The sequence below is a fragment of the Celerinatantimonas diazotrophica genome, assembly GCF_004339545.1.
GTDB lineage: Bacteria > Pseudomonadota > Gammaproteobacteria > Enterobacterales > Celerinatantimonadaceae > Celerinatantimonas > Celerinatantimonas diazotrophica.
The window spans coordinates 629,366-649,513 of sequence record NZ_SMGD01000011.1; the positions used below are offsets into that span (position 1 = coordinate 629,366).

Here is a 20,148-nt window from a genome sequence, read left to right on the forward strand (position 1 = left end):
CAATAGAGAGATTTTTATGGAACATACATGGCGCTGGTACGGCCCCAACGATCCGGTCACTTTAAGTGATATCAAACAGACAGGTGCAACCGGGATCGTGAATGCATTGCACCATATCCCTAACGGTGAAATCTGGAGCGTTGATGAAATTGAAAAACGCAAGGCTTTGATTGAACAAGCAGGTTTAACTTGGTCAGTGGTTGAAAGTGTCCCGGTACACGAAGAGATTAAAACCCATACGGGGAATTATCAAACCTGGATTGATAATTACAAACAAAGCTTAATCAACTTAGCTAAATGTGGTATCGATACGGTATGTTATAACTTTATGCCAGTTCTAGACTGGACTCGGACTGATCTTGCATATCGTCTTCCGGATGGATCGTGTGCACTGCGCTTTGATCAAATTGCTTTTGCCGCCTTTGAGCTACATATTTTAAAACGCCCCGGTGCAGCTGCAGACTATAGCGACGAGGAACAGGCCCAAGCAAAAACCTATTTTGAAAACATGAGCAGTGCTGATATCGATAAACTCACTGCCAATATTATCGCGGGTTTACCTGGAGCTGAAGAAGGCTATACGTTAGCGGAGTTTCAAAAACAGCTAGACCGTTATAAAGACATCGATAAACAGGCTCTGCGCGAAAACATGCGCTACTTTTTATCGCAATTAATCCCTGTGTGTGAACAATATGGTCTAAAACTAGCCGTACATCCAGACGATCCACCTCGTCCTATTTTGGGATTGCCCCGCATTGTCTCGACAATTGAAGATATGCAGTGGCTGAGCGAGGCCGTCCCCAGTTTAATGAATGGCTTTACGATGTGTACTGGATCTTATGGAGTTCGCGCTGACAATGACTTGGTCAATATGATCAACACTTTTGCTAACCGCATTTACTTCATTCATTTGCGCTCAACTGAACGTGAAGAGAATCCAAAAAGCTTCCATGAAGCCTCGCATCTAAAAGGTGATGTGAATATGCTCGGCGTCATGAGTGCGCTGTTAAAAGAGGAACAACGGCGGGAGAATGCAGGTGATCTGCGGCTAATTCCGATGCGTCCAGACCATGGACATCAGATGCTGGATGACCTCAACAAACAAACCAACCCGGGGTATTCATGCATTGGCCGGATGAAAGGCTTGGCAGAACTCAGCGGCATGGAACAAGCCCTGAAGCAATTAATGGCTTAAGCCATTATATTTATCAAAACAAACGCTCGGCCTACTCCTAGAGTAGGCCGAATTGTCTCTACTTAGCTAACGTTTCAACCATGTTTAGCTGCGCCTGTTGTGGATCGCGTAGCGCATGGCTTTGCGTTGCCCCTTTAGGTGAAAACCACATCAGCTGATCGGTTTTAGAACTATAAGCAGGCCAATGCGGTAAAGAGGCTCCATTCGGATTACCTGTTTTAGCAAAATTCACCCAGTATTGATGGATCAAATCCGCCATTTTTTGATCGCGTGCGGTAACGTTTGGACCATAGGTTGCCGCCAATGTTTTAAAGACATAAGCAATCTCGGAGGCATGTTTCGCGCCTTGCCATTGCCCTTCTCGAGCATTAGCGACATAACCAAAACGATACTCCCAAACCGGGACATTTTGGCCCGCGAACTCTTGGGCGACAAATCGAGCAGGTTCAATCATCATCTTCTGGCGGGCAATTAACTCAGACAAGGCTTTAGTTCCCTGAATATCACGGTAAGCTTTTGCCGCCTGAGATTGATGCTGGCCAAACATCGCTAACACTTGCGCACGATTTTGATAGTGTTGGCGGACAAATCCTAAGTCATCATCATTGGCTCCCACAAGCAATGGCACATGGGCAAAATCACCCGCTCGATATGCTTTTTCTGGGTTTTCACTAATGACATGACCATCCATCATTGGGCCGGAATAAGTCTGACGTTGCGCCTCCATATTCCACATATTGAGATCACCAGCAATCGTTTTGCCTGGCAAAGAACGCAGTTTCGCCAACGCTTGCTGACCACTTGACTCGATTCCTAACTGTTTGGCAAATCGAACGCCGGTCTGCTGTGCTTTTTTCCACGGATATTGGCCGTTGATCTGATAGCGTCCACCGCCTGATTCAATGATAGCCTTGTTAAACAGATTGCGACTATAATGGCTCGTCAATAGTGCATGAATCGAATAACCACCAGCAGACTCCCCTACCACCGTGACATTGTTGGGATCCCCGCCAAAGGAGATAATGTTATCCTGAACCCAGCGCAAAGCTTTAATCTGGTCCATTAACCCATAGTTCCCCCGAAATAGATTTCCAGATAATGCAGGATGAGCAAAAAAGCCAAGACGGCCGAGTCGATAATTAAAGCTCACAAAAATGACCCCGCTTTTCGCAAATGCTTTGCCTGAATACACCGGCGAAGCACTTCCACCATTGACAAATCCCCCCCCATAGATCCAAACCATCACGGGCAATCGACCATTCCCACGACTGGGTCGCCAGACATTCAAAGTGAGACAGTTCTCGCTGTAATGATCAGGTAGCGGTGTCGAACTCCCTTTCATAGGCGTTTGTAAACAGCTCGGACCAAAGGCTGTCGTTTTTTTTATTCCCTGCCATGAGGTGGCAGATAATGGCCGCTGCCAACGCAACTTACCAACAGGAGGTTTAGCATAAGGGATCCCTAAAAAAGCATCGACACCATTGACTGAACGGCCCTCAACGCGGCCCGAATGCAGCTGAACAATAGGCGCTGCAATGACACTTTCCCCTATGCTGAAAGCCACTAAAAAAAATGTAAGCAACCACTTACAAGGTTTCATAAACACTCCTGTATACAGATGATTGACCCAAAACCAATATTTTATAAGTATCGTAATCAGATAACCATTTGACTTTCACTCAGTTAGACACTTTATATCCATTCGCCAGCATCCATCACAAAGCCGATAAAACAGCAAGGAATAAACTGAGCAGATTGACAAATATCAGCTATATTTTTACTTGATTGATAAATAATAAGAAAACTTAATCACTAGGGACTGTTGACCTTTGGTGGTTGAATTTTGTTCAAATGAAACGCATTTTGAACGCGGCGCACCCTGCGTCGCTTAATGAGTTAAGCAAGCAGGGCAACAAAGTTCAGGATGCGTTTAAATGAACCCCAAGGGCAGTATCTGAGAGGAATTTATCCAGCGTTAAACGTTCTTTGTGGCCAATAACTACACGGCACAACGTTTGCCTTGACTAAATCCCTCTCAGATTTCTGCAAAACTAATCACAAAAGGTCAACAGTCCCTAGACTGCTCAAAGTTATGGAAAAACGAGAACTTTCGCTTGAGTCTGGAGTAGACCGATGCAAATACCCTATCTAGCAGGAATAAAAAAGCAACTGATTATCACTTTATACCTGGTGCTCTTATGGTCTGTTTCAACAGCCAGCTGGGCAAGATTTATCGCTGTGACAGCTAACCAAAATGATACCTTTCGGAATATAATTTTATCGAGTATAGAACAAAAAGCTGATTTACAAGGTGATGAGACGTACATCGACTTTGCCGAAAATGACCCGATTTATCAAATCGAGCAAATAAAGCTTTATATGACGCAAAAACCAGACGCATTGATTGTTCTCCCCACCTCTTCCGATGAACAACATAACCGAGAAATTCTCAAACTCGCTGGTAATATCCCCGTCGTTTTTATCAACGTAGAGCCATTTACTGATCTTAACAAATTACCCAAAAATGCCGTTTATGTCGGCTCAAATGAGCTCGAATCAGGCACTATGGAAATGGAAGAGCTGGCACGCTTAGCAGGTTATAAAGGCAAAGTTGCCCTGCTGATTGGAAAACAAACCCATCCAGCAGCACAAAAGCGGACTCAAGATGTCAAAGATGTTCTAGCGAAATATCCAAACATGACACTGGTTGCCAGCCAGGTGGCGAACTGGTCACGCAACGAAGCGTACAGTGTCACTAAAAAATGGCTGGCTGAAAAGCTCGATTTCAATATTCTGGTAGCCAATAACGATGAAATGATTATCGGCGCTATTTTAGCGTTTCAAGATGCTGGTATTGACCCCAAACCTTACCTTTTAGGCGGTATTGACGCCACGCCAGATGCACTACAACAAATGCAAGAAGGCAATTTAGATGTCACCGTATTACAAGATGCGAAAGGACAAGGCTCTGCGGCACTTGAGGTCACTGATCAGCTACTACAGGGACAAAAACTACCACCAGCTCACTGGGTTCCATTTAAATTAATCACTCCGAATAACTATCAACAGTTACTGAGTAAATAAGATCAGGATTTTAAAGGACAAGGAGCCTTATTATGTCATTTACCTTAGTGCAGCGCATTGTCGGTGGCTTTATATTATTACTGATAGTTTTTTTAGTATCGGTTGTCGTTAACTATACATCGGTGGACCAAATCGCCGGAAACTTCAAGGAAATTTCCAATAAAACGCTCCCTCTATCTAATATTGCCAACAATACCAAGATCACCTTATTACAGCAAAACCAAAATTTACTGATGGTCTTTCATGCCGAAAAGCCAAACGCGATTGATCCACTCCGTAAAAACTTTGAGCAATCCGATCAAGAGATAAGTGCTCTATTAGGTAAAATCCCTCAGCCCATTATTGATGCCAATAAGGCATTATCCGAAAAGGTTGCTGCAATTAAATCCATTCGCAAAAATTATGCATCAGCTGGCATACAACTCATGGCTATTCGCAAACAGAAGCTGACAAACAATGAAGCGATTAATGTACAGTTAAATTACATGAGTCGTTTAGAACGACGCTTAAACTACTATCTGGCTAAATATAGTAAACCGCGTTATGCAAAGGCAAACTTTCAAAGCATCATAAAAGGGTTAGATAGAGAAACAAAAGTCATACTGAATGCATTTAATAATTATTTAGTCGATAAAAACTTTGCCAATTTGCAAAAAGCAGTCTCGGGAATGGATGCGATTATCCCTAGGCGGCTAGCATCCATTAAAGAACTTGATGTTGACCGCGGCAAGGTATTCAGTGTAGTGCTTAACCCGCTAATTGAACAACTAAGTGCTAAAGATGGGCTCTATCACCTTTACCTGACTAATAACATGCTCACCGAACAAGAAGAGCAACTTTTAAATGACTCCAATCGCTTAGTGACAGAACTTCTAGCAGATGCAGATGCCTTTGTGAAACAAGCTAATCAGATGGTCATGAGTGCGCAAGAAAACACAACTGCCCGAATTCACCTGATAAAACAGTCCATCATTATGATTAGTGCAATATCGCTGGTGATCGTCATCATTGTGCCGCTATGGATCTCTGGCACCATTCGCCGCTCTATTAAAAAATTCCGCCAAGCATTATTGACCATGACTGAGGGCGATCTGCGCATCCAGTTTGACCAATCTGGGCGCGATGAATTTGCTGAACTAGGTGGCTATCTCAATCAATTAACAGAGAACCTCCGCCAAACCTTTACAGAGCTAAGCCGTGGTTCAGATAAACTGAGTGAAGTATCCAACCGTAATGCCAGCATTAGTGAGCAAACGACACAAGCGGTTGACCATCAACGCCATCTCCTATCGTCAACCGCATCGGCAATGACCGAGATGGAAAGCTCAGTTGCCGAAGTGGCACAACGAGCTCAAGACACCATGATGGCTGCCGAACAAGCGGGTAATCAGATGGAAGATGTCAGTCAACGCATCAAACAAGCTGTTAACAACATTCGCGCTCAGGCCGAAGATATTGAAAATGCCTCGAAAACAACGTTGGAACTCAATGATTATGGTAAAAAAATCGACTCGATTATTGAAACGATTCAGAATATTGCCGAACAAACGAATCTACTTGCTCTTAACGCCGCTATTGAAGCTGCGCGAGCCGGTGAACAAGGCCGTGGGTTTGCGGTCGTAGCAGACGAAGTTCGCTCGCTGGCCAGTCGAACTAAAAACTCGACGGAAGAGATCCAAAATATGATTGAGCTTATGCAAAAACTCATTCAAGCCGTTGTGGATGTCATTGAACTCAACGTCAGTAAAAACACCTCAAATATTGAGGTTGCTGAATCCGCCGATCAAGGACTGAACCTGATGAATGACTCCATTCGTCAGATTGTTGAGATGAATATTCAGATTGCCACAGCAACCGAGGAACAAAGCACCACCACCAAAGATATCAGTGCCAGCGTTGTCAATATTAGTGATGCAGCCGAGCAGACCGCTAAAGGCGCTGAAGATAATGCTCAGACGAGTCATTCACTGAGTCAACAAGCTCACCAGCAACGCGAACTCGTCAACCGTTTTCAACTCTAGCACCTACATAGCCTCGGTCGTCAGAGCATGACACTGAGGCTTATTTTGACAAAAAGTAGTTAATAATTAGGGTTAAACTGCCACCAAGAAAAATCAGACATATTCTCTACATGGCGTAGCCCAGCTCGAGCATTTTTCGGCCAGTCCCGTTCCAATATCCCTTCTTGCACATATTGATGAAAGCTCGAATATTGCCAGCTTTTCACCTCATTAACTAACCCCATACGCACCGGGGCATAATGGAGTTGATCAACACAGTACTGCCACTGGCTGGAATCTGCCATTAAAGTGCATTCAAAACCATCCTGCCAAACACTTTGCAACTGTTGGGGATTAAAGCTGTGTATCGCGCAAATATTACTCAAATGGTTACTAAACTGACGTTTGAGCATTCGCACAAATAAACTATAGCGCTCATCCTCAAAGGGAAACAAAATCATCATCTGTAATTGATTCGGCAAAACAACCATCGCTTGCATGATCCCTGGATGACGACATAACGAATCCGTTACTGACTTTTTGAGCAATTTAATATTATCTAAAAAATAACTACAACTACAATCGACTTGCCTTAAAGATAATAAATAGCAGCCATTAGGCTGATAAGCGCGCCGATAAGAAAACATAACAACTGTCCTTGTTCTTTTATAACAGACCTTACGAGCATATCGAATGAATCAAAATTATAACAAAGTAGATAAAAGCGCCCGATATATAGCCATTTATATTAACAATTTAGTCATTAACATAAAATAGCCTAAAATGACTAGCCTTTTTAGCTTAATTCGAAACTGATCATACATTTTTTAGACAACAAACGCGACTCTCAGCACTTTGAAAGAGCAGTATAATAGGCTCAAGATACAATATAGCTCACATTGGCAGTTTGAAAACTTTCATTGGTTATAAATTTGCAATTAAAATTTTTTGACGTCATGTCAAGACTATCCGTTCACAATCGTCGCTGGTATGCTTAGAACTATTTATAGGAGCGGTTATGAATCCATCAGATGTCATCATGTACGGTATCCCGAACTGCGATACGATAAAAAAAGCGCGCCACTGGCTAAGTGAGCAACAGATAAACTATCAGTTTCACGACTATCGCAAAGATGGTCTAAGTCGAGACCTACTTGAACAATTTGAGGCCCAACTCGGTTGGCAGGCGCTGCTCAATAAACGGGGAACCACCTACCGAAAACTCCCTGATGAGCAAAAAAATGCGCTGGATAAAGAGTCAGCCATCACACTCATGCTTGAACAACCAGCGATGATCAAACGGCCATTATTAGCTCGTGATGGTCAGTACTTACTAGGCTTTAAAGATACAAGTTACACAGAGTTTTTTTCTGAAAATTAAGGATTACCGCATGACAAACCCCACCGTGATTGAATTGGCATTGGATCTTATTGGTCGGCCATCAGTCACACCCGAAGATTGTGGCTGTCAAACCATGATAGCTGAGCGACTCCAAGCACATGACTTTCATATCGAGCCGATGATCTTCGCCGATACCACCAATTTATGGGCTCGTCGCGGTAGTGAAGGACCGTTATTTTGTTTTGCTGGGCACACCGATGTTGTGCCAAGTGGCCCAGAAGAGGCTTGGCATACACCACCATTTGAACCGACCATCATTGATGGTTACCTCCATGGTCGCGGAGCTGCTGATATGAAAGGCTCACTGGCCGCAATGCTCAGTGCCACTGAGCGATTCATCTCGGATTATCCAAATCACCGAGGGTCTATCGCCTTTTTATTAACTTCCGATGAAGAAGGCCCGTTTATCAATGGCACCACCAAAGTAGTAGATACCTTAATGGCTCGTAATGAACGAATTGATTATTGCTTGGTAGGAGAACCATCATCCACTCAAAGCGTTGGAGATGTCGTTAAAAATGGTCGACGCGGATCCTTAACCGGCGAACTTCGAGTTCAAGGGATTCAGGGCCATGTCGCCTATCCGCACTTAGGTGAAAATCCCGTGCATAAGGCCGCACCAGCATTGGCGGAACTCACTCAAATTGAATGGGATAAAGGCAATGAATTTTTTCCGCCCACAAGCTTTCAGATTGCTAATATCCAAGCCGGCACCGGGGCATCCAATGTGATCCCTGGCGAGCTGTATGTGCAGTTTAACTTTCGCTATTCAACACAAGTCACCGCCGAAGAGCTGGTTAAACGGGTTCATCACCTATTGGATGCCCATGGTTTAAATTATCAATTAGACTGGACTTATAATGGGCAGCCATTTTTAACCGACAGCGGTTCGCTCGTGAGCGCGGTAACTAAAGCGATCGCTACTGTAGCCGGGATTGAACCAGCGCTATTAACCACTGGGGGCACATCCGATGGCCGCTTTATCGCCAAAATGGGAGGAGAAGTCATTGAACTTGGCCCGGTCAATGCCACCATTCATAAAATAAATGAGTGTGTTAAAGTGCACGACCTGCAACAGCTTGAACAAATGTACTATCACACTCTCAAAGAGCTGCTGGCATGAGCCCATACCCGTTGTTATACGGACAAGGTTATTTTGAACTTGAGCAAATCAGCCCAGGGCAACGCTTGCACCCAAAAGCTGCGGATGCATTTTTAAAAATGTGTGCGGCCGCCCAACAAGATGGCATCACGCTGGCGGCCTATAGTAGTTTTCGTAGTTTTCAGACTCAATCAGTGATCTGGAATGACAAATGGCATGGCAAGCGAACAATTTTAGATTCATTCAGCCAGCCCCTAGAGAGTGGCCAACTTAATAACGAGCAAAAGCTCTGGGCTATTTTACGCTGGAGCGCATTGCCCGGAGCCAGCCGCCATCATTGGGGGAGTGATCTGGATTTTTTCTCGCCCGCACTGATTCATAAAAACGCAGACTTTGAGTTGATACCCGCCACCTATTTACCCGGAGGCAGCCACTTTCACGTTTATCAATGGGTCTTTGAAAACGCAGCACAATTTGGCTTTTTCTTTCCCTATCACGACGACGTAGGTGCAACAGCGCCAGAACCTTGGCATATTAGCTATCACCCATTGTCCGAACAATACCACCGTGAACACCAGCTTCACGAATTGACTCATATTATTCAAAACTCTGATATCGCCGGTAAAACGACTATAATGAATCATTTAGCCGAAATTTATCAAAATTACTTTAACCACATCAATCAGTTATGAGCACTTTATATCAATCACTTGCTATCATTCTGGCCCCAACGGCCGCCTACAGTTTTTTATTACTGATGCTCGTGCACTACAGAGGACAAATCTGTGCAGGCCAACGGAGCCGACTCAGTCAACAGTTTGGCACCTTATGGAGTTTATCTTCGCTTGGATTAGTCAGCACGATTGTGGCCCAACGCCACGCTTGGCTCATCATCATACTATTAACGGTGAGTGTCCTCTGCGGCTGGATTTTAAGTATCAAACAACTTCGCTTAGCAAACAAACGAACACTCGATACTCGTATCTGGTGGCTCAGTGGCGCCCCACTGATTGCCGCAGCGCTCATCATCAGTGCGCATCATCGCTATAGCATTCTGGCAATGTTGTTAGCCGCTCTGGCAGTAACCCATTGGATTATGGTGAAAGCCAAGCACCGCTTAAGCGCCTTTGACCGAATACTGCCAATCTGTGCTATCGCCGTGTTAGCATTGACGGTCTGCTTGTGCGCGTTGCAAATTTACCAGTATGGTGAACAACCATTGCTGGCGGCACTTACTCATAAATTTATTCATTTGGTTGGTTTTTCCTTAGCTGGTATGCTGATCTGGTTACTCCCATTATTAAAAGATATGGAACCCACAGCGGGCCAATTGGGAGCCACAAGTTTGAGTTTGATCATTGCCGGAATTGCCGTAACCGAATTACAGTTTCTATTGCAATAACGTACAATGCTTTATTAGATGAGCTTCGGGAGTCAAGGATGAAATTTTGGTTGATTATAGTCATCATTGTCTTCGTGATTGGGGCATTTTTAAATACCATCAAAGACATGCGCCGCAGTACCGACGCTTATGCAAAACGACGCGCCAAGGAATTGGCTGAATTTGACGCGAAAGCAAAAGCCAACCAAGATGATGACAATTCATCATCGAAGGAGTAACCCTTGACTGAAACAGAATTGCTAATTAAAAAAGTTGGGCTAAAAGTCACATCGGCTCGGGTGAAAATTTTAACCATGCTCGAGTTTGCGAACCCTCGTCATTTAAGTGCAGAAGATATCTATAAACAGTTATTAGATGAGGGCGAAACACTTGGATTAGCAACGGTTTATCGTGTACTCAATCAGTTTGCCGATACAGGATTAGTCACGCGACATAACTTTGAAGGCAACAGTGCTATTTTTGAGCGAGCCTCAGGCCATCACGACCATTTAATCTGCCAAAGCTGCGGTAAAATCATTGAGTTTAATGACCCGGTTATTGACACTCGCCTTGAAGAGATAGCCAAAGAATACCATCTGAAACTCACCACTAAAGACTTGGCATTATTTGGTAAATGCCAGTGTGAAGATCATAATTCATCTAACGACAACTAGCTGTATCCTCTCTCATTTGCTTCTTGTAAGTTTATCTGCTTTAGCAAAAGCAGAATAATTAATTATAAAAATTTATTATTAAATCAAATAGTTAAACGGCAATTAATCGCCATATTCATTATTTAAATAAAGATTGCTTAGGCAACTAGTTGCTTTTTACCTTCAAGATCAGTATATTTGTCAACAATATGATTGCCTAGGCAAATATTGCTATGACACATTTTACGTTAGATGATATTATCACTGGAGAATATCGTTCGATTGGACTTTTAGTTCATCTATTAAACCAACTTAAAGATAGACTTTTAAACGAACATTTAGTCCCTCTAGATCTTACCGCACAACAATTTAAAGTCATGCTACTGGTCTATCGGGAGAAAACCCAGCTATGCAAAGACCTAAGCCAGGCCTTATGTATTGATGCTGGGGCTACAAGTCGGATCTGTGATCGATTGGAAAAAAAAGGATTACTAGTTCGCGAAAGAGATGAACAAGATCGCCGTCGAGTTCAACTCAAAATGACAGATGAAGGGGTCAACCTTTGTCAGAAATCCCCACAGCTTATCATTAATGCATTAAATGAGTTTACACAAGGACTGAGTGAAGACGAAATAACCATGCTGATGGAGCTAATGACTAAATTACTTAAGGCCAATGGTGCGTTACCCACATAGCTGAGCAACGCTTTGTTATCTCTTTAAAATTTTTTGAATGGTTACAAATTATGGCTAACTCAACTGAGCTAGAAGAAAATACAGTTGCACCACATACCCCTAATCGTATCAAAAAACGCAGACGACTGCTACTGATGTTATTAACAGTGGCTATTTTGATTGCAGCCGGTATATTTGGCTATTACGAACTTTATGGGCGTTACTATGAGTCCACTGACGATGCTTACGTCAATGGTAATCTCAATGATATTTCATCCCAAATCAACGGCACCATTACTCAGGTATATGCCGAAGATGGTGACTTTGTGAAAAAAGGTCAACCTCTGGTGACGCTAGATGACAATCAAACGTCGATTGCCTTAGATAATGCTGAGGCAAATTTGGCCAATGTCGTTCGCCAGACCCGCGGTTTATATAGTGATGTCGACAATTATCGAGCTCAGGTAGAAATCAAAGAAGTGAATTACCGCCAGGCATTAGCCGATTACAAGCGGCGACAAAAACTGGCCCATAAAGGTGCCATTTCAGTTGAAGAGCTCAATCATTATCGTGATGCGCTGACATCAGCAAAAAATGAACTGATCTCAGTCAAACAGACTTTAAAAGCAAAATTAGCCCTGACAGAAGGGGTTCCCATTGAAAAGCATCCAGCCATCAAAAGTGCGATTACCAAGTTACAACAAGCCTATTTGAATCAGCTCTACACTTCCATTAAAGCCCCTGTTGATGGTTATATCGCGCAACGCCAAGCACAGGTTGGTGAACAGGTTACACCTGCTACCAAATTAATGGTTATTGTCCCCTTACACCAAGTCTGGATTGACGCTAACTTTAAAGAAAACCAACTACGAGATATGCGCATTGGCCAAAGTGTTGATATCACCACGGACCTCTATGGTGACGATGTTCACTACAGCGGCCATGTTGAAAGTTTGGGTATTGGTACCGGGAGTGCCTTTGCCTTACTGCCAGCACAAAATGCCACTGGCAACTGGATTAAAATTGTCCAGCGATTGCCGGTGCGCATTGCATTAAACAGCAAGAACCTGGATAAATATCCACTGCGAATTGGTCTGTCAAGTTACGTTACAGTCCATTTAACTAAAAATAGTGGCCCATTACTTTCAAAACAGCCATTAACCAAACCGCGTTTCAGCACCAATATTTATAACAATCAATTAGAATCAGCCAATCATTTGATTGCTAAAATTCTGACCGCCAATGGTATCAATGCTGAAAAAGCGCTGAAAGCAGTTAAGGAAACCAACCATCATGAGTAATGACCAATTTCGCCCACAGAACCTGGTTCTGGCGGCAATTGGTCTATGTTTGGCAACATTCATGCAAGTATTGGACACCACCATTGCGAATGTTGCCCTACCAACGATTGCCGGGAACATGGGGGTTTCAGCCGATAAAGGTAACTGGGTTATCACCTCATTTGCTGTCTGTAACGCTATCGCCCTACCCTTAACCGGATGGGTGGCAAGAACGATCGGCGAAACCAAGCTATTTTTAGTCTCAGTTGTATTGTTCGCGGCCAGCTCATTTATGTGTGGGACCGCGCACTCGATGAGTGAACTTATCTTTTATCGCGCTGTACAGGGATTTTGCTCCGGGCCGTTATTCCCTATGGCGCAAACACTAATGATGGCTATTTTTCCAAGAGACAAGCGCACACTTGCTCTGGCTGTCATCTCAATGGTGACAGTGGTTGCGCCCATTGTTGGGCCAATTACCGGTGGCTGGATCACCGATAGCTACTCTTGGCGCTGGATTTTTTACATCAATGTCCCCATTGCGGTCATCGCCACCCTAGTGGTTTATACGCAGCTCAAAGACCGTCCAGAAGAAAAAGTGAGAACACCAGTAGACTATGTAGGCCTTGGCCTATTAGTCGTCGGCGTAGGCGCCTTGCAGGTGATGCTAGATAAAGGCAATAATCTCGACTGGTTTTCGTCACACTTTATTGTAGCCTTAACCGCTATCGCAACGCTCGCCCTCTGCGCATTTGTGATCTGGGAAATTACTGCCGAGCATCCCATCGTCAATTTAGGGCTATTTAAAGATAGAAACTTTGCCGTGGGAACCATCGCGCTCGTATTTGGTTATTCAGCATTTTTTGCCATCAACCTAATTTTGCCGCAATGGCTCGAACAAAATTTAGGCTATACAGCGGTTTGGGCAGGACTCGCCTCAGCCCCCATGGGAATTATTCCGCTGTTAACCTCTGCGGCTGTGGGCAAATATGCACCTAAATTTGATATGCGCGTTTTAGTGACGATCTCATTTATTGCGATTAGCTCATCGTGCTTCCTACGGGCGAATTTTAATACCGATGTGAGCTTCTTCTATGTGGCGTTAGTGCAAGGATATATGGGGCTTGGTGTGGTGTTATTTTTTATGCCTCTGACAACTATTCTGCTGTCTAACTTAGAAACAAAAGATTTAGCTGAAGGGGCTGGATTGGCAACGTTTCTCAGGGTCTTGGGAAGTGGCTTTGCCTCCTCATTAAGTGTCTGGATTTGGGATCGCCGCGAAGTATTCCACTATGCGCAGCTTAATGAACATATCAATGCATATAACCCAAATGCCCAGAGCTATTTAGATCGCCTTGGCGGTTTTACCCAAAGTGCACTGGCACAGGTCAGTCACTTGATTGAGCAGCAGGCCATGATGATGTCGACGATCGACTATTTTTACTTTTTAGGCTGGTTGTTTATTGCGCTACTCACGATCATTTGGTTTACCAAACCACCATTTTTTAGAGCTCATTAACAAACCCCGGCCGATGGGCCGGGATACATAAACACAAACAACCTCGTAGCACAGGTGCAATGCAATGGAACCCGGGACATCCTTAAATCTACCACCTTTCCCAGCATCCACTACGTTTCTGCAGGGCTACATTACACCAACAATCTCGTAGCCCGGGTGCAATGCAATAGAACCCGGGGAATTCTTAAAACAACGCACAATCCCGGCATCCGCTTCGCTTCTACCGGGCTACATAAATTCAAAAAACATCTCGTAGCCCGGGTGGAATAAAATGGAACCCGGGGAACATTTCCTAAACAACCAACAATCCCCGGCATCCGCTTCGCTTCTACCGGGCTACATAAACACCAACAATATCGTAGCACGGGTGGAATGAAATAGAACCCGGGGAATTTTTAAACCAACGCACAATCCCGGCATCCGCTTCGCTTCTACCGGGCTACATAAACACACAAACCATTCTGTAGCCCGGGTGCAATGCAATGAACCCCGGGGAACATTTCCTAAACAACCAACAATCCCCGGCATCCACTTCGCTTCTGCCGGGCTACATAAATTCAAAAAACATCCGGAAGCTTCCGTTTATTCAGTGATCTGCAATTTAACTTTCGTACTGTCTGTTTTCAGCTCAGCTTTACTATTGCGCAAAAATATCCGGTCAGGATCGATTTTGTCGTGATTAACTAAATATGATTTAACCTGCTGGGCTCGAATTTGCGCCAGATTCTGCAACTGACTTTTCGGCACTTTCTGCACTTTAATCAACTGATTATACATACTGATGTGCACGGCTGTCGTAACTTGCTCTGCAGATGGCTCTTTGCCACCTTGTTGAGCTTTTATCTGTGCCACAATTTTTTTACGCGTTGCTTTAACCGATTTTTTTAATTGCGAGGTATAGAGCTTATCCAATCCGTCCACTAATGGCCCTTGCATAGGAAATTGGCTGGCACTTAAATCTTTAGGTAGTTTTGCCAGGCCACTAACTTTTAACAATTGCTGTTTCAGTTTAAACTCGCTAATCGCTAGCGCATCTTGTGCCAAATTAACGCTACCACGGACATTCACTTTTAATTTAGGCCGTTTTTTCAATGCCTCGGCCAACTTATCGAGACGTTGTTGCTCGCTTTTATCAAGCATGGCTCGCCCGGGTGCAAAAGCCACATAATTTAGCTGCTGATCGCTACCAACCAATTTGGCCAATAGCGAGAAGGGTGACATCACCGCCTTGGTAATCACATTTTTTATTGCTGCCCAGATAATACTCCCGACGCCAAAAGATGGATCATTCACATCCCCAGAAACCTGTACTCCTAAATCAATCACACCATGGCGGTCTTGCAACAACGCTATCGCTAGCTTTATCGGCAAATTCATTGCCTTCGAAGAATTGCTCGCTTTACCAAGCTGTAGCTGGTTGATCACAATGTGGTTTTTACCCAATAACTGATTATCTTTGAGCTGATAATTCAGGCCTAAATCCAGCTGTCCTTTATCGATGTAATATCCGGCATACGTCCCCGAATAGGGACTCACCGACACCAGCTCGACATTTTTAAAGTTCAGATCCAAATTCAAATAAGGCTGTTTGAGCAGTGGGTTGATCTCCCCACTGAGCGTCACGGGTGCATATTGATCAATGGCACCTTTGAGATGAACCTTAGCAACAGTTCCAGGTTTCGATGATAAATGTGAAATATCACCATTGAGTGAATCAATTCCCGACGCAAAGTTTGGCGTAATTGACCGATCCGCAAAAAAAGCACGCCCCTGGCTTAAGCTAATTTTTCCAATATTAATTTTCAGTGGATTTGCCGCCGATTTCGTTGCAGCAGTTTGCGGTGGTTCTTTAGCTTGGTGAGAAGATGGTTTGGCAGCTTGATGGCTGACCAACAAATGGCTCAAATTAGTTTGCCGTTTAGGGGTCACAACAACACGCAAAAACGGCTTGGTCAATTGGATTTGCTTAATATCCAGTATATTTTTCGCTTGGGAAAAATGTACCGAATTAATCGCCATTTTCTGCCATTTTAAAAGAGGTTTGTCAGTGACATTATCGTCGATACTCAGTTGCGTCAGAGCCAAGTTCCCCTGATAATCAAATTGTTGTTTCGGACTAAAGCGCAACTGGGCAACGCTTGATAACTGACCGCTGTGAAGCTGAATATTCACATAAGGGGTAATATACGCACCTAGTGTCGTGAGATCGAAATCGCTTAATTTTAACTTGGCGCGAACACTTTGCGTCTGGGGGACAATCTCGCCAGAACTCGATAATTGCCCGGCATTTTGATGAGATGGCGACATTAGCGCTAAACTCAGCTGGTATTTAATAGCTCGACTCAGATCACTCGATAACTGCCCAGTTTTCAAGGAGATTTTCTTGATATCCCAACGCGTCCCCTGACCAAAATCATCATCGACCAAACTCACTGAGCCATCTTCTAGCGAAACTTGGTCAAGCGATGCCTGCCAAGGTGCTGCTGATTGACCTTGAGAGGGAGCGCTTTTAGTCGATGACGAAGCTGGCCATTTTGGCGTAAACAAACGCACCAAATCTAAGCTGTTATTCTTAAGTACGGCCTCAACCTGAGGCTTGCTTAACACAACTTGCCCAATACTCGCGCTTTTATCGGCACTTGAGGCATTGATATGTGACAGTTTTATATGCGCTAACGAAACCTTGGGCTGGGTTTTATCTTGCCACTGCAAATTATTCAGGGCTAACGAGCCATCATTGAGTTGCCATTGCAGACCATTTTTTTGAACATTAACAGCAAACAGCAACTTCGTAGTTAACGTCCCGTGGGCGAACTGAGCTCTGATATAAGGCTGAATCAGCTGCCAATAGGGTGTTAACGCCACGCGTTGCACGCTTAAATGCCCCACTGCTTTAAATGGTGATAACTGCAGTTGCCCGGTTAAATTCATCTGACCTTGTTGCTGGCCGGTGAGCTTTAAATCAAATTTATTATGTGGTTTGTCAGTTTGATGAGAGGAAATTAAAGCCCGCGTATCAAAATGATTCAAATTAAAATGAAGCTTTTGATAATGCAGATGGGTGCCAGTAGCTGAATCAGTAAAGGCAAACTGACCATTCAATAAGCTAATTTTACCAATGCGTAAAGCAAAGATTTTGCCATCATCATGGGTTTCTTTAGGTTGTTTTTTTGCTCTTTGAGCGAACCGAGTGAGAATATCTTGAAAGCTTAGCGAACCATCTTGTTGCCGCGAAAACATGACATCGGGCGCATCGATATTAATGTGGGAAAGCGTAGGGTTCAAAGTCAACAGACTTTGCCAAAAATTGACCTCTACTTCCAAACGCTTTAAGGCAAAGAGTTTCTTTGAACTCTCACTCTTAGCAACACTTAAATCATCGATGCGGGCTCGTAGCAAAAATGGGTTAATACTGACCTTAGCCAAGGAAACCTCTCGTCCCAACATCGTTTGCAACGCGCTCGGTAGCTGAGTTTGAATCACATATGGCGCAACTAACCCGAGGAGAATCAGATATATCCCATACAAGATGACGCCATAGGATGTGATTTTTAGCCAGATGGGAAAGCTTTTAAATTTTTTATAGGCTGATTTAAACATGTCGTACCATCCCTGCGCGATGAATATAATAATTTTATCAAAAATTTAGTTCGTTAATGGAAATTGATGGCATTTTTTGTTGGTGGATTTTATACCGCCGAGGATTGCGACATAAGCTTGGGGAAATTAGCAATTCCCCAGCATCCACTTCGCTTCTACCAGGCTACATCAACACACGAAACCATCCCGTAGCCCGGGTGGAATGCAATGGAACCCGGGGAACATTTCCCCAAACGCCTACCATTCCCCGGCATCCGCTTCGCTCCTGCCGGGCTACATCAACACACAAACCACCATCGTAGCCCGGGTGAAATGCAATGGAACTCGGGGCTCTTTTCGCCAAAAACAAAAAAGGCCGCTAAGCGACCTTTGCAATCAAAAATTCATTAGCTTAACGCAGCCAGTTCGTTTTACCCAATTCAACCAACTCACTGCCATCGCCATTAAGCACTGCTTTCATCATATAGATGCTAAAGCCTTTAGCGTGCTCAAAGTTCACTTTCGGTGGCATTGCCAATTCTTGTTTTGCAGTACGAACAGCTAACAAGAACGGACCTTTACTACTCATCATCTGATCGACTGCTGCTGGCAAGTCACTTGGGTTAGTGACTGATGCACTTTCAATATGCAATGATTTAGCAACATCCGCAAAATCAGGGTTATCAAGATCTGTATGACGCGAATAAAAACCACTGGCTTTCATTTCCATCGCCACAAAACCTAATGAGTGGTTATCATATACCACAATTTTAATGGGCAAATTCAGCTGTTTGACGGTAAGCAGATCCCCCATCAACATGCTTAATCCGCCATCACCACACATCGCGATCACTTGGCGGTTGCGATCCATTCCTTGGGCACCAATCGATTGTGCCAAAGAGTTAGCCATAGATCCGTGGTTAAATGAGCCAAGAATGCGGCGTTTGCCATTCATTTCAAGGTAACGAGCCGCCCAAACGGTGGGAGTCCCTACATCACAGGTAAATACTGCATCATCGCTAGCTTTCTCACTTAACAGGCGCGTGAGGTACTGCGGATGAATCACCCCTTTTTTGGTGGTTTCATTGGCCAGTTTGTCTAAACCTTTACGTGCTTCATGATAATGCGCTAGCGCTTTATCTAAGAAACGGCGGTCTTGACGAACCTGCAACATGGGTGTCAGTTTGTTGAGGGTTTCTTTTACATCACCCACCAGACCATAGTCGATCTGAGTATGTGCCCCCAGCGCCCCTGATTTAATATCTAACTGAATAACCGTTGCGTCATCGGGATAGAAATTGCGGTATGGGAATGCACTCCCTAAAATCACTAAGGTTGAAGCGTTTTCCATCGCATGATAACCCGATGAGAAGCCAATTAACCCAGTCATACCGACGTCATATGGGTTGTCGTATTCGATAAACTCTTTGCCGCGCATTGCATGCACAATCGGCGCTTTTAACGTCTCAGCAAATTTAACCACTTCATCATGGGCCCCTTTACAGCCAGCACCACACAATAGAGTAATATTATTGCCCCCATTTAAAACCTCTGCGACTTCTTTTAAAGCATCATCAGATGGGGTTAAAACAGGTAATTTAGGGGTCCGCCATTTGACTTTGGCAGTTTCAGGTACAGGTTGCAGCGCCACATCACCAGGCAGCACAACGACAGCAACATCTTGTTCTAAGATAGCTTTGCGCATCGCAATTTCCAGAACATATGGCATCTGCTCAGGATTGCTAATTAGCTCACAATACACACTGCACTCTTTGAAAAGCTCTTGAGGATGGGTTTCCTGAAAATAACCGGAACCAATTTCCGCAGAGGGAATATGGCTGGCAATTGCTAAGGTCGGAACATGGCTACGGTGGCAATCAAACAGGCCGTTAATCAAATGCATGTTACCTGGACCGCAAGAACCCGCACAAACGACTAAATTACCGTCTAATTGCCCTTCAGCCCCCGAGGCAAATGCCGCAACTTCCTCATGACGGGTCGGCATCCATTCGATTTCTTTACGACGCTGTAAACTGTCACTCAGACCATTTAATGAGTCGCCAGTGACCCCCCAAATTCGTTTAATGCCTGCTTGTGTAAGCACTTCGGCGATGTAATCGGCAATACTTTGTTTCATTGCGATCCTCTTTATCGATGTATAGGGAAAACTATGTCACACCAGTCGGGAGAGAACCCTCAATCGCAGAACGCTGACGATAGTATCGATACTATCTTTAGAGCATGTTAAATTAAAATGAGTAAGCTAAATATATTCAATC

Annotated in this window: 16 protein-coding genes; 12 read left to right on the forward strand and 4 right to left on the reverse strand. The window is 44.1% G+C overall.

Annotated features, from left to right (window positions below; genetic code table 11):
• Positions 1 to 16 precede the first annotated feature (16 nt).
• Positions 17 to 1,195 (forward strand): mannonate dehydratase, encoded by a 1,179-nt coding sequence (uxuA, locus tag EV690_RS05905; protein ID WP_131911980.1) that lies wholly within the window; start codon positions 17 to 19, stop codon positions 1,193 to 1,195.
• Positions 1,196 to 1,253: 58 nt separating this feature from the next.
• On the opposite strand, the gene EV690_RS05910 is transcribed toward uxuA, so the two are convergent.
• Positions 1,254 to 2,795 (reverse strand): carboxylesterase/lipase family protein, encoded by a 1,542-nt coding sequence (locus EV690_RS05910; RefSeq protein WP_131911982.1) that lies wholly within the window; start codon positions 2,793 to 2,795, stop codon positions 1,254 to 1,256.
• A gap of 533 nt (positions 2,796 to 3,328) precedes the next feature.
• Here EV690_RS05910 and EV690_RS05915 point away from each other — a divergent pair.
• Complete coding sequence (locus EV690_RS05915; protein WP_131911984.1) at positions 3,329 to 4,279, forward strand: substrate-binding domain-containing protein; 951 nt, start codon at positions 3,329 to 3,331, stop codon at positions 4,277 to 4,279.
• A 32-nt stretch (positions 4,280 to 4,311) separates the two neighbouring features.
• On the forward strand, positions 4,312 to 6,300 hold the full coding sequence (locus tag EV690_RS05920) for a methyl-accepting chemotaxis protein (RefSeq protein WP_131911985.1): 1,989 nt from the start codon (positions 4,312 to 4,314) through the stop codon (positions 6,298 to 6,300).
• 59 nt (positions 6,301 to 6,359) lie between these two features.
• Here EV690_RS05920 and EV690_RS05925 read toward each other — a convergent pair whose 3' ends face one another.
• Positions 6,360 to 6,926: an REP-associated tyrosine transposase gene (locus EV690_RS05925; protein WP_131911987.1), complete on the reverse strand. Its 567-nt coding sequence runs from the start codon at positions 6,924 to 6,926 to the stop codon at positions 6,360 to 6,362.
• A 371-nt stretch (positions 6,927 to 7,297) separates the two neighbouring features.
• Here EV690_RS05925 and EV690_RS05930 point away from each other — a divergent pair, with 371 nt between their 5' ends.
• The 9 genes from EV690_RS05930 to EV690_RS05970 all read left to right on the forward strand — a co-directional run bounded on the left by EV690_RS05930 (position 7,298) and on the right by EV690_RS05970 (position 14,290).
• Positions 7,298 to 7,660, forward strand: a complete 363-nt coding sequence (locus EV690_RS05930) for an ArsC family reductase (protein ID WP_131911988.1) — start codon at positions 7,298 to 7,300, stop codon at positions 7,658 to 7,660.
• A 10-nt stretch (positions 7,661 to 7,670) separates the two neighbouring features.
• On the forward strand, positions 7,671 to 8,804 hold the full coding sequence (gene dapE, locus EV690_RS05935; protein WP_131911989.1) for a succinyl-diaminopimelate desuccinylase: 1,134 nt from the start codon (positions 7,671 to 7,673) through the stop codon (positions 8,802 to 8,804).
• Positions 8,801 to 9,475 (forward strand): M15 family metallopeptidase, encoded by a 675-nt coding sequence (locus tag EV690_RS05940; RefSeq protein ID WP_131911990.1) that lies wholly within the window; start codon positions 8,801 to 8,803, stop codon positions 9,473 to 9,475. Before dapE ends, EV690_RS05940 begins: the two co-directional genes overlap by 4 nt.
• The gene (locus EV690_RS05945; RefSeq protein ID WP_131911991.1) at positions 9,472 to 10,185 is read left to right on the forward strand and encodes a hypothetical protein; all 714 of its coding nucleotides are present in this window, start codon (positions 9,472 to 9,474) and stop codon (positions 10,183 to 10,185) included. The genes EV690_RS05940 and EV690_RS05945 overlap by 4 nt, the downstream gene beginning before the upstream one ends.
• A gap of 38 nt (positions 10,186 to 10,223) precedes the next feature.
• Positions 10,224 to 10,403, forward strand: a complete 180-nt coding sequence (locus EV690_RS05950; RefSeq protein WP_131911992.1) for a hypothetical protein — start codon at positions 10,224 to 10,226, stop codon at positions 10,401 to 10,403.
• Positions 10,404 to 10,406: 3 nt separating this feature from the next.
• Positions 10,407 to 10,838, forward strand: coding sequence for a ferric iron uptake transcriptional regulator (gene fur, locus EV690_RS05955; RefSeq protein WP_131911993.1), 432 nt, complete (start codon positions 10,407 to 10,409; stop codon positions 10,836 to 10,838).
• A 212-nt stretch (positions 10,839 to 11,050) separates the two neighbouring features.
• Positions 11,051 to 11,512, forward strand: coding sequence for a MarR family transcriptional regulator (locus tag EV690_RS05960; protein ID WP_131911995.1), 462 nt, complete (start codon positions 11,051 to 11,053; stop codon positions 11,510 to 11,512).
• Positions 11,513 to 11,562: 50 nt separating this feature from the next.
• Positions 11,563 to 12,792 carry an efflux RND transporter periplasmic adaptor subunit gene (locus tag EV690_RS05965; RefSeq protein WP_131911997.1) on the forward strand — a complete coding sequence of 410 codons (1,230 nt, stop codon included), beginning with the start codon at positions 11,563 to 11,565 and terminating at the stop codon, positions 12,790 to 12,792.
• Entirely contained in the window at positions 12,785 to 14,290 is a 1,506-nt protein-coding gene (locus tag EV690_RS05970) for a DHA2 family efflux MFS transporter permease subunit (RefSeq protein WP_131911998.1), read from the forward strand. Before EV690_RS05965 ends, EV690_RS05970 begins: the two co-directional genes overlap by 8 nt.
• Positions 14,291 to 14,872: 582 nt before the next feature.
• Here EV690_RS05970 and EV690_RS05975 read toward each other — a convergent pair.
• Together EV690_RS05975 and poxB are read right to left on the reverse strand one after the other, a co-directional pair.
• Complete coding sequence (locus EV690_RS05975) at positions 14,873 to 17,890, reverse strand: DUF748 domain-containing protein (protein ID WP_131912000.1); 3,018 nt, start codon at positions 17,888 to 17,890, stop codon at positions 14,873 to 14,875.
• 391 nt (positions 17,891 to 18,281) lie between these two features.
• Positions 18,282 to 20,006 (reverse strand): ubiquinone-dependent pyruvate dehydrogenase, encoded by a 1,725-nt coding sequence (gene poxB / locus EV690_RS05980; protein WP_131912001.1) that lies wholly within the window; start codon positions 20,004 to 20,006, stop codon positions 18,282 to 18,284.
• Positions 20,007 to 20,148: the final 142 nt, after the last annotated feature.

What these genes read in the sequence shown, in the direction of transcription:
- EV690_RS05925 (WP_131911987.1), bottom strand. Translation starts at nt 6,926, where the DNA reads ATGTTTTCTTATCGGCGCGCTTATCAGCCTAATGGCTGCTATTTATTA.
- EV690_RS05940 (WP_131911990.1), top strand. Translation starts at nt 8,801, where the DNA reads ATGAGCCCATACCCGTTGTTATACGGACAAGGTTATTTTGAACTTGAG.
- uxuA (WP_131911980.1), top strand. Translation starts at nt 17, where the DNA reads ATGGAACATACATGGCGCTGGTACGGCCCCAACGATCCGGTCACTTTA.
- EV690_RS05960 (WP_131911995.1), top strand. Translation starts at nt 11,051, where the DNA reads ATGACACATTTTACGTTAGATGATATTATCACTGGAGAATATCGTTCG.
- EV690_RS05920 (WP_131911985.1), top strand. Translation starts at nt 4,312, where the DNA reads ATGTCATTTACCTTAGTGCAGCGCATTGTCGGTGGCTTTATATTATTA.
- EV690_RS05975 (WP_131912000.1), bottom strand. Translation starts at nt 17,890, where the DNA reads ATGTTTAAATCAGCCTATAAAAAATTTAAAAGCTTTCCCATCTGGCTA.
- EV690_RS05965 (WP_131911997.1), top strand. Translation starts at nt 11,563, where the DNA reads ATGGCTAACTCAACTGAGCTAGAAGAAAATACAGTTGCACCACATACC.
- EV690_RS05915 (WP_131911984.1), top strand. Translation starts at nt 3,329, where the DNA reads ATGCAAATACCCTATCTAGCAGGAATAAAAAAGCAACTGATTATCACT.
- EV690_RS05950 (WP_131911992.1), top strand. Translation starts at nt 10,224, where the DNA reads ATGAAATTTTGGTTGATTATAGTCATCATTGTCTTCGTGATTGGGGCA.
- EV690_RS05970 (WP_131911998.1), top strand. Translation starts at nt 12,785, where the DNA reads ATGAGTAATGACCAATTTCGCCCACAGAACCTGGTTCTGGCGGCAATT.
- dapE (WP_131911989.1), top strand. Translation starts at nt 7,671, where the DNA reads ATGACAAACCCCACCGTGATTGAATTGGCATTGGATCTTATTGGTCGG.
- poxB (WP_131912001.1), bottom strand. Translation starts at nt 20,006, where the DNA reads ATGAAACAAAGTATTGCCGATTACATCGCCGAAGTGCTTACACAAGCA.
- EV690_RS05930 (WP_131911988.1), top strand. Translation starts at nt 7,298, where the DNA reads ATGAATCCATCAGATGTCATCATGTACGGTATCCCGAACTGCGATACG.
- EV690_RS05945 (WP_131911991.1), top strand. Translation starts at nt 9,472, where the DNA reads ATGAGCACTTTATATCAATCACTTGCTATCATTCTGGCCCCAACGGCC.
- EV690_RS05910 (WP_131911982.1), bottom strand. Translation starts at nt 2,795, where the DNA reads ATGAAACCTTGTAAGTGGTTGCTTACATTTTTTTTAGTGGCTTTCAGC.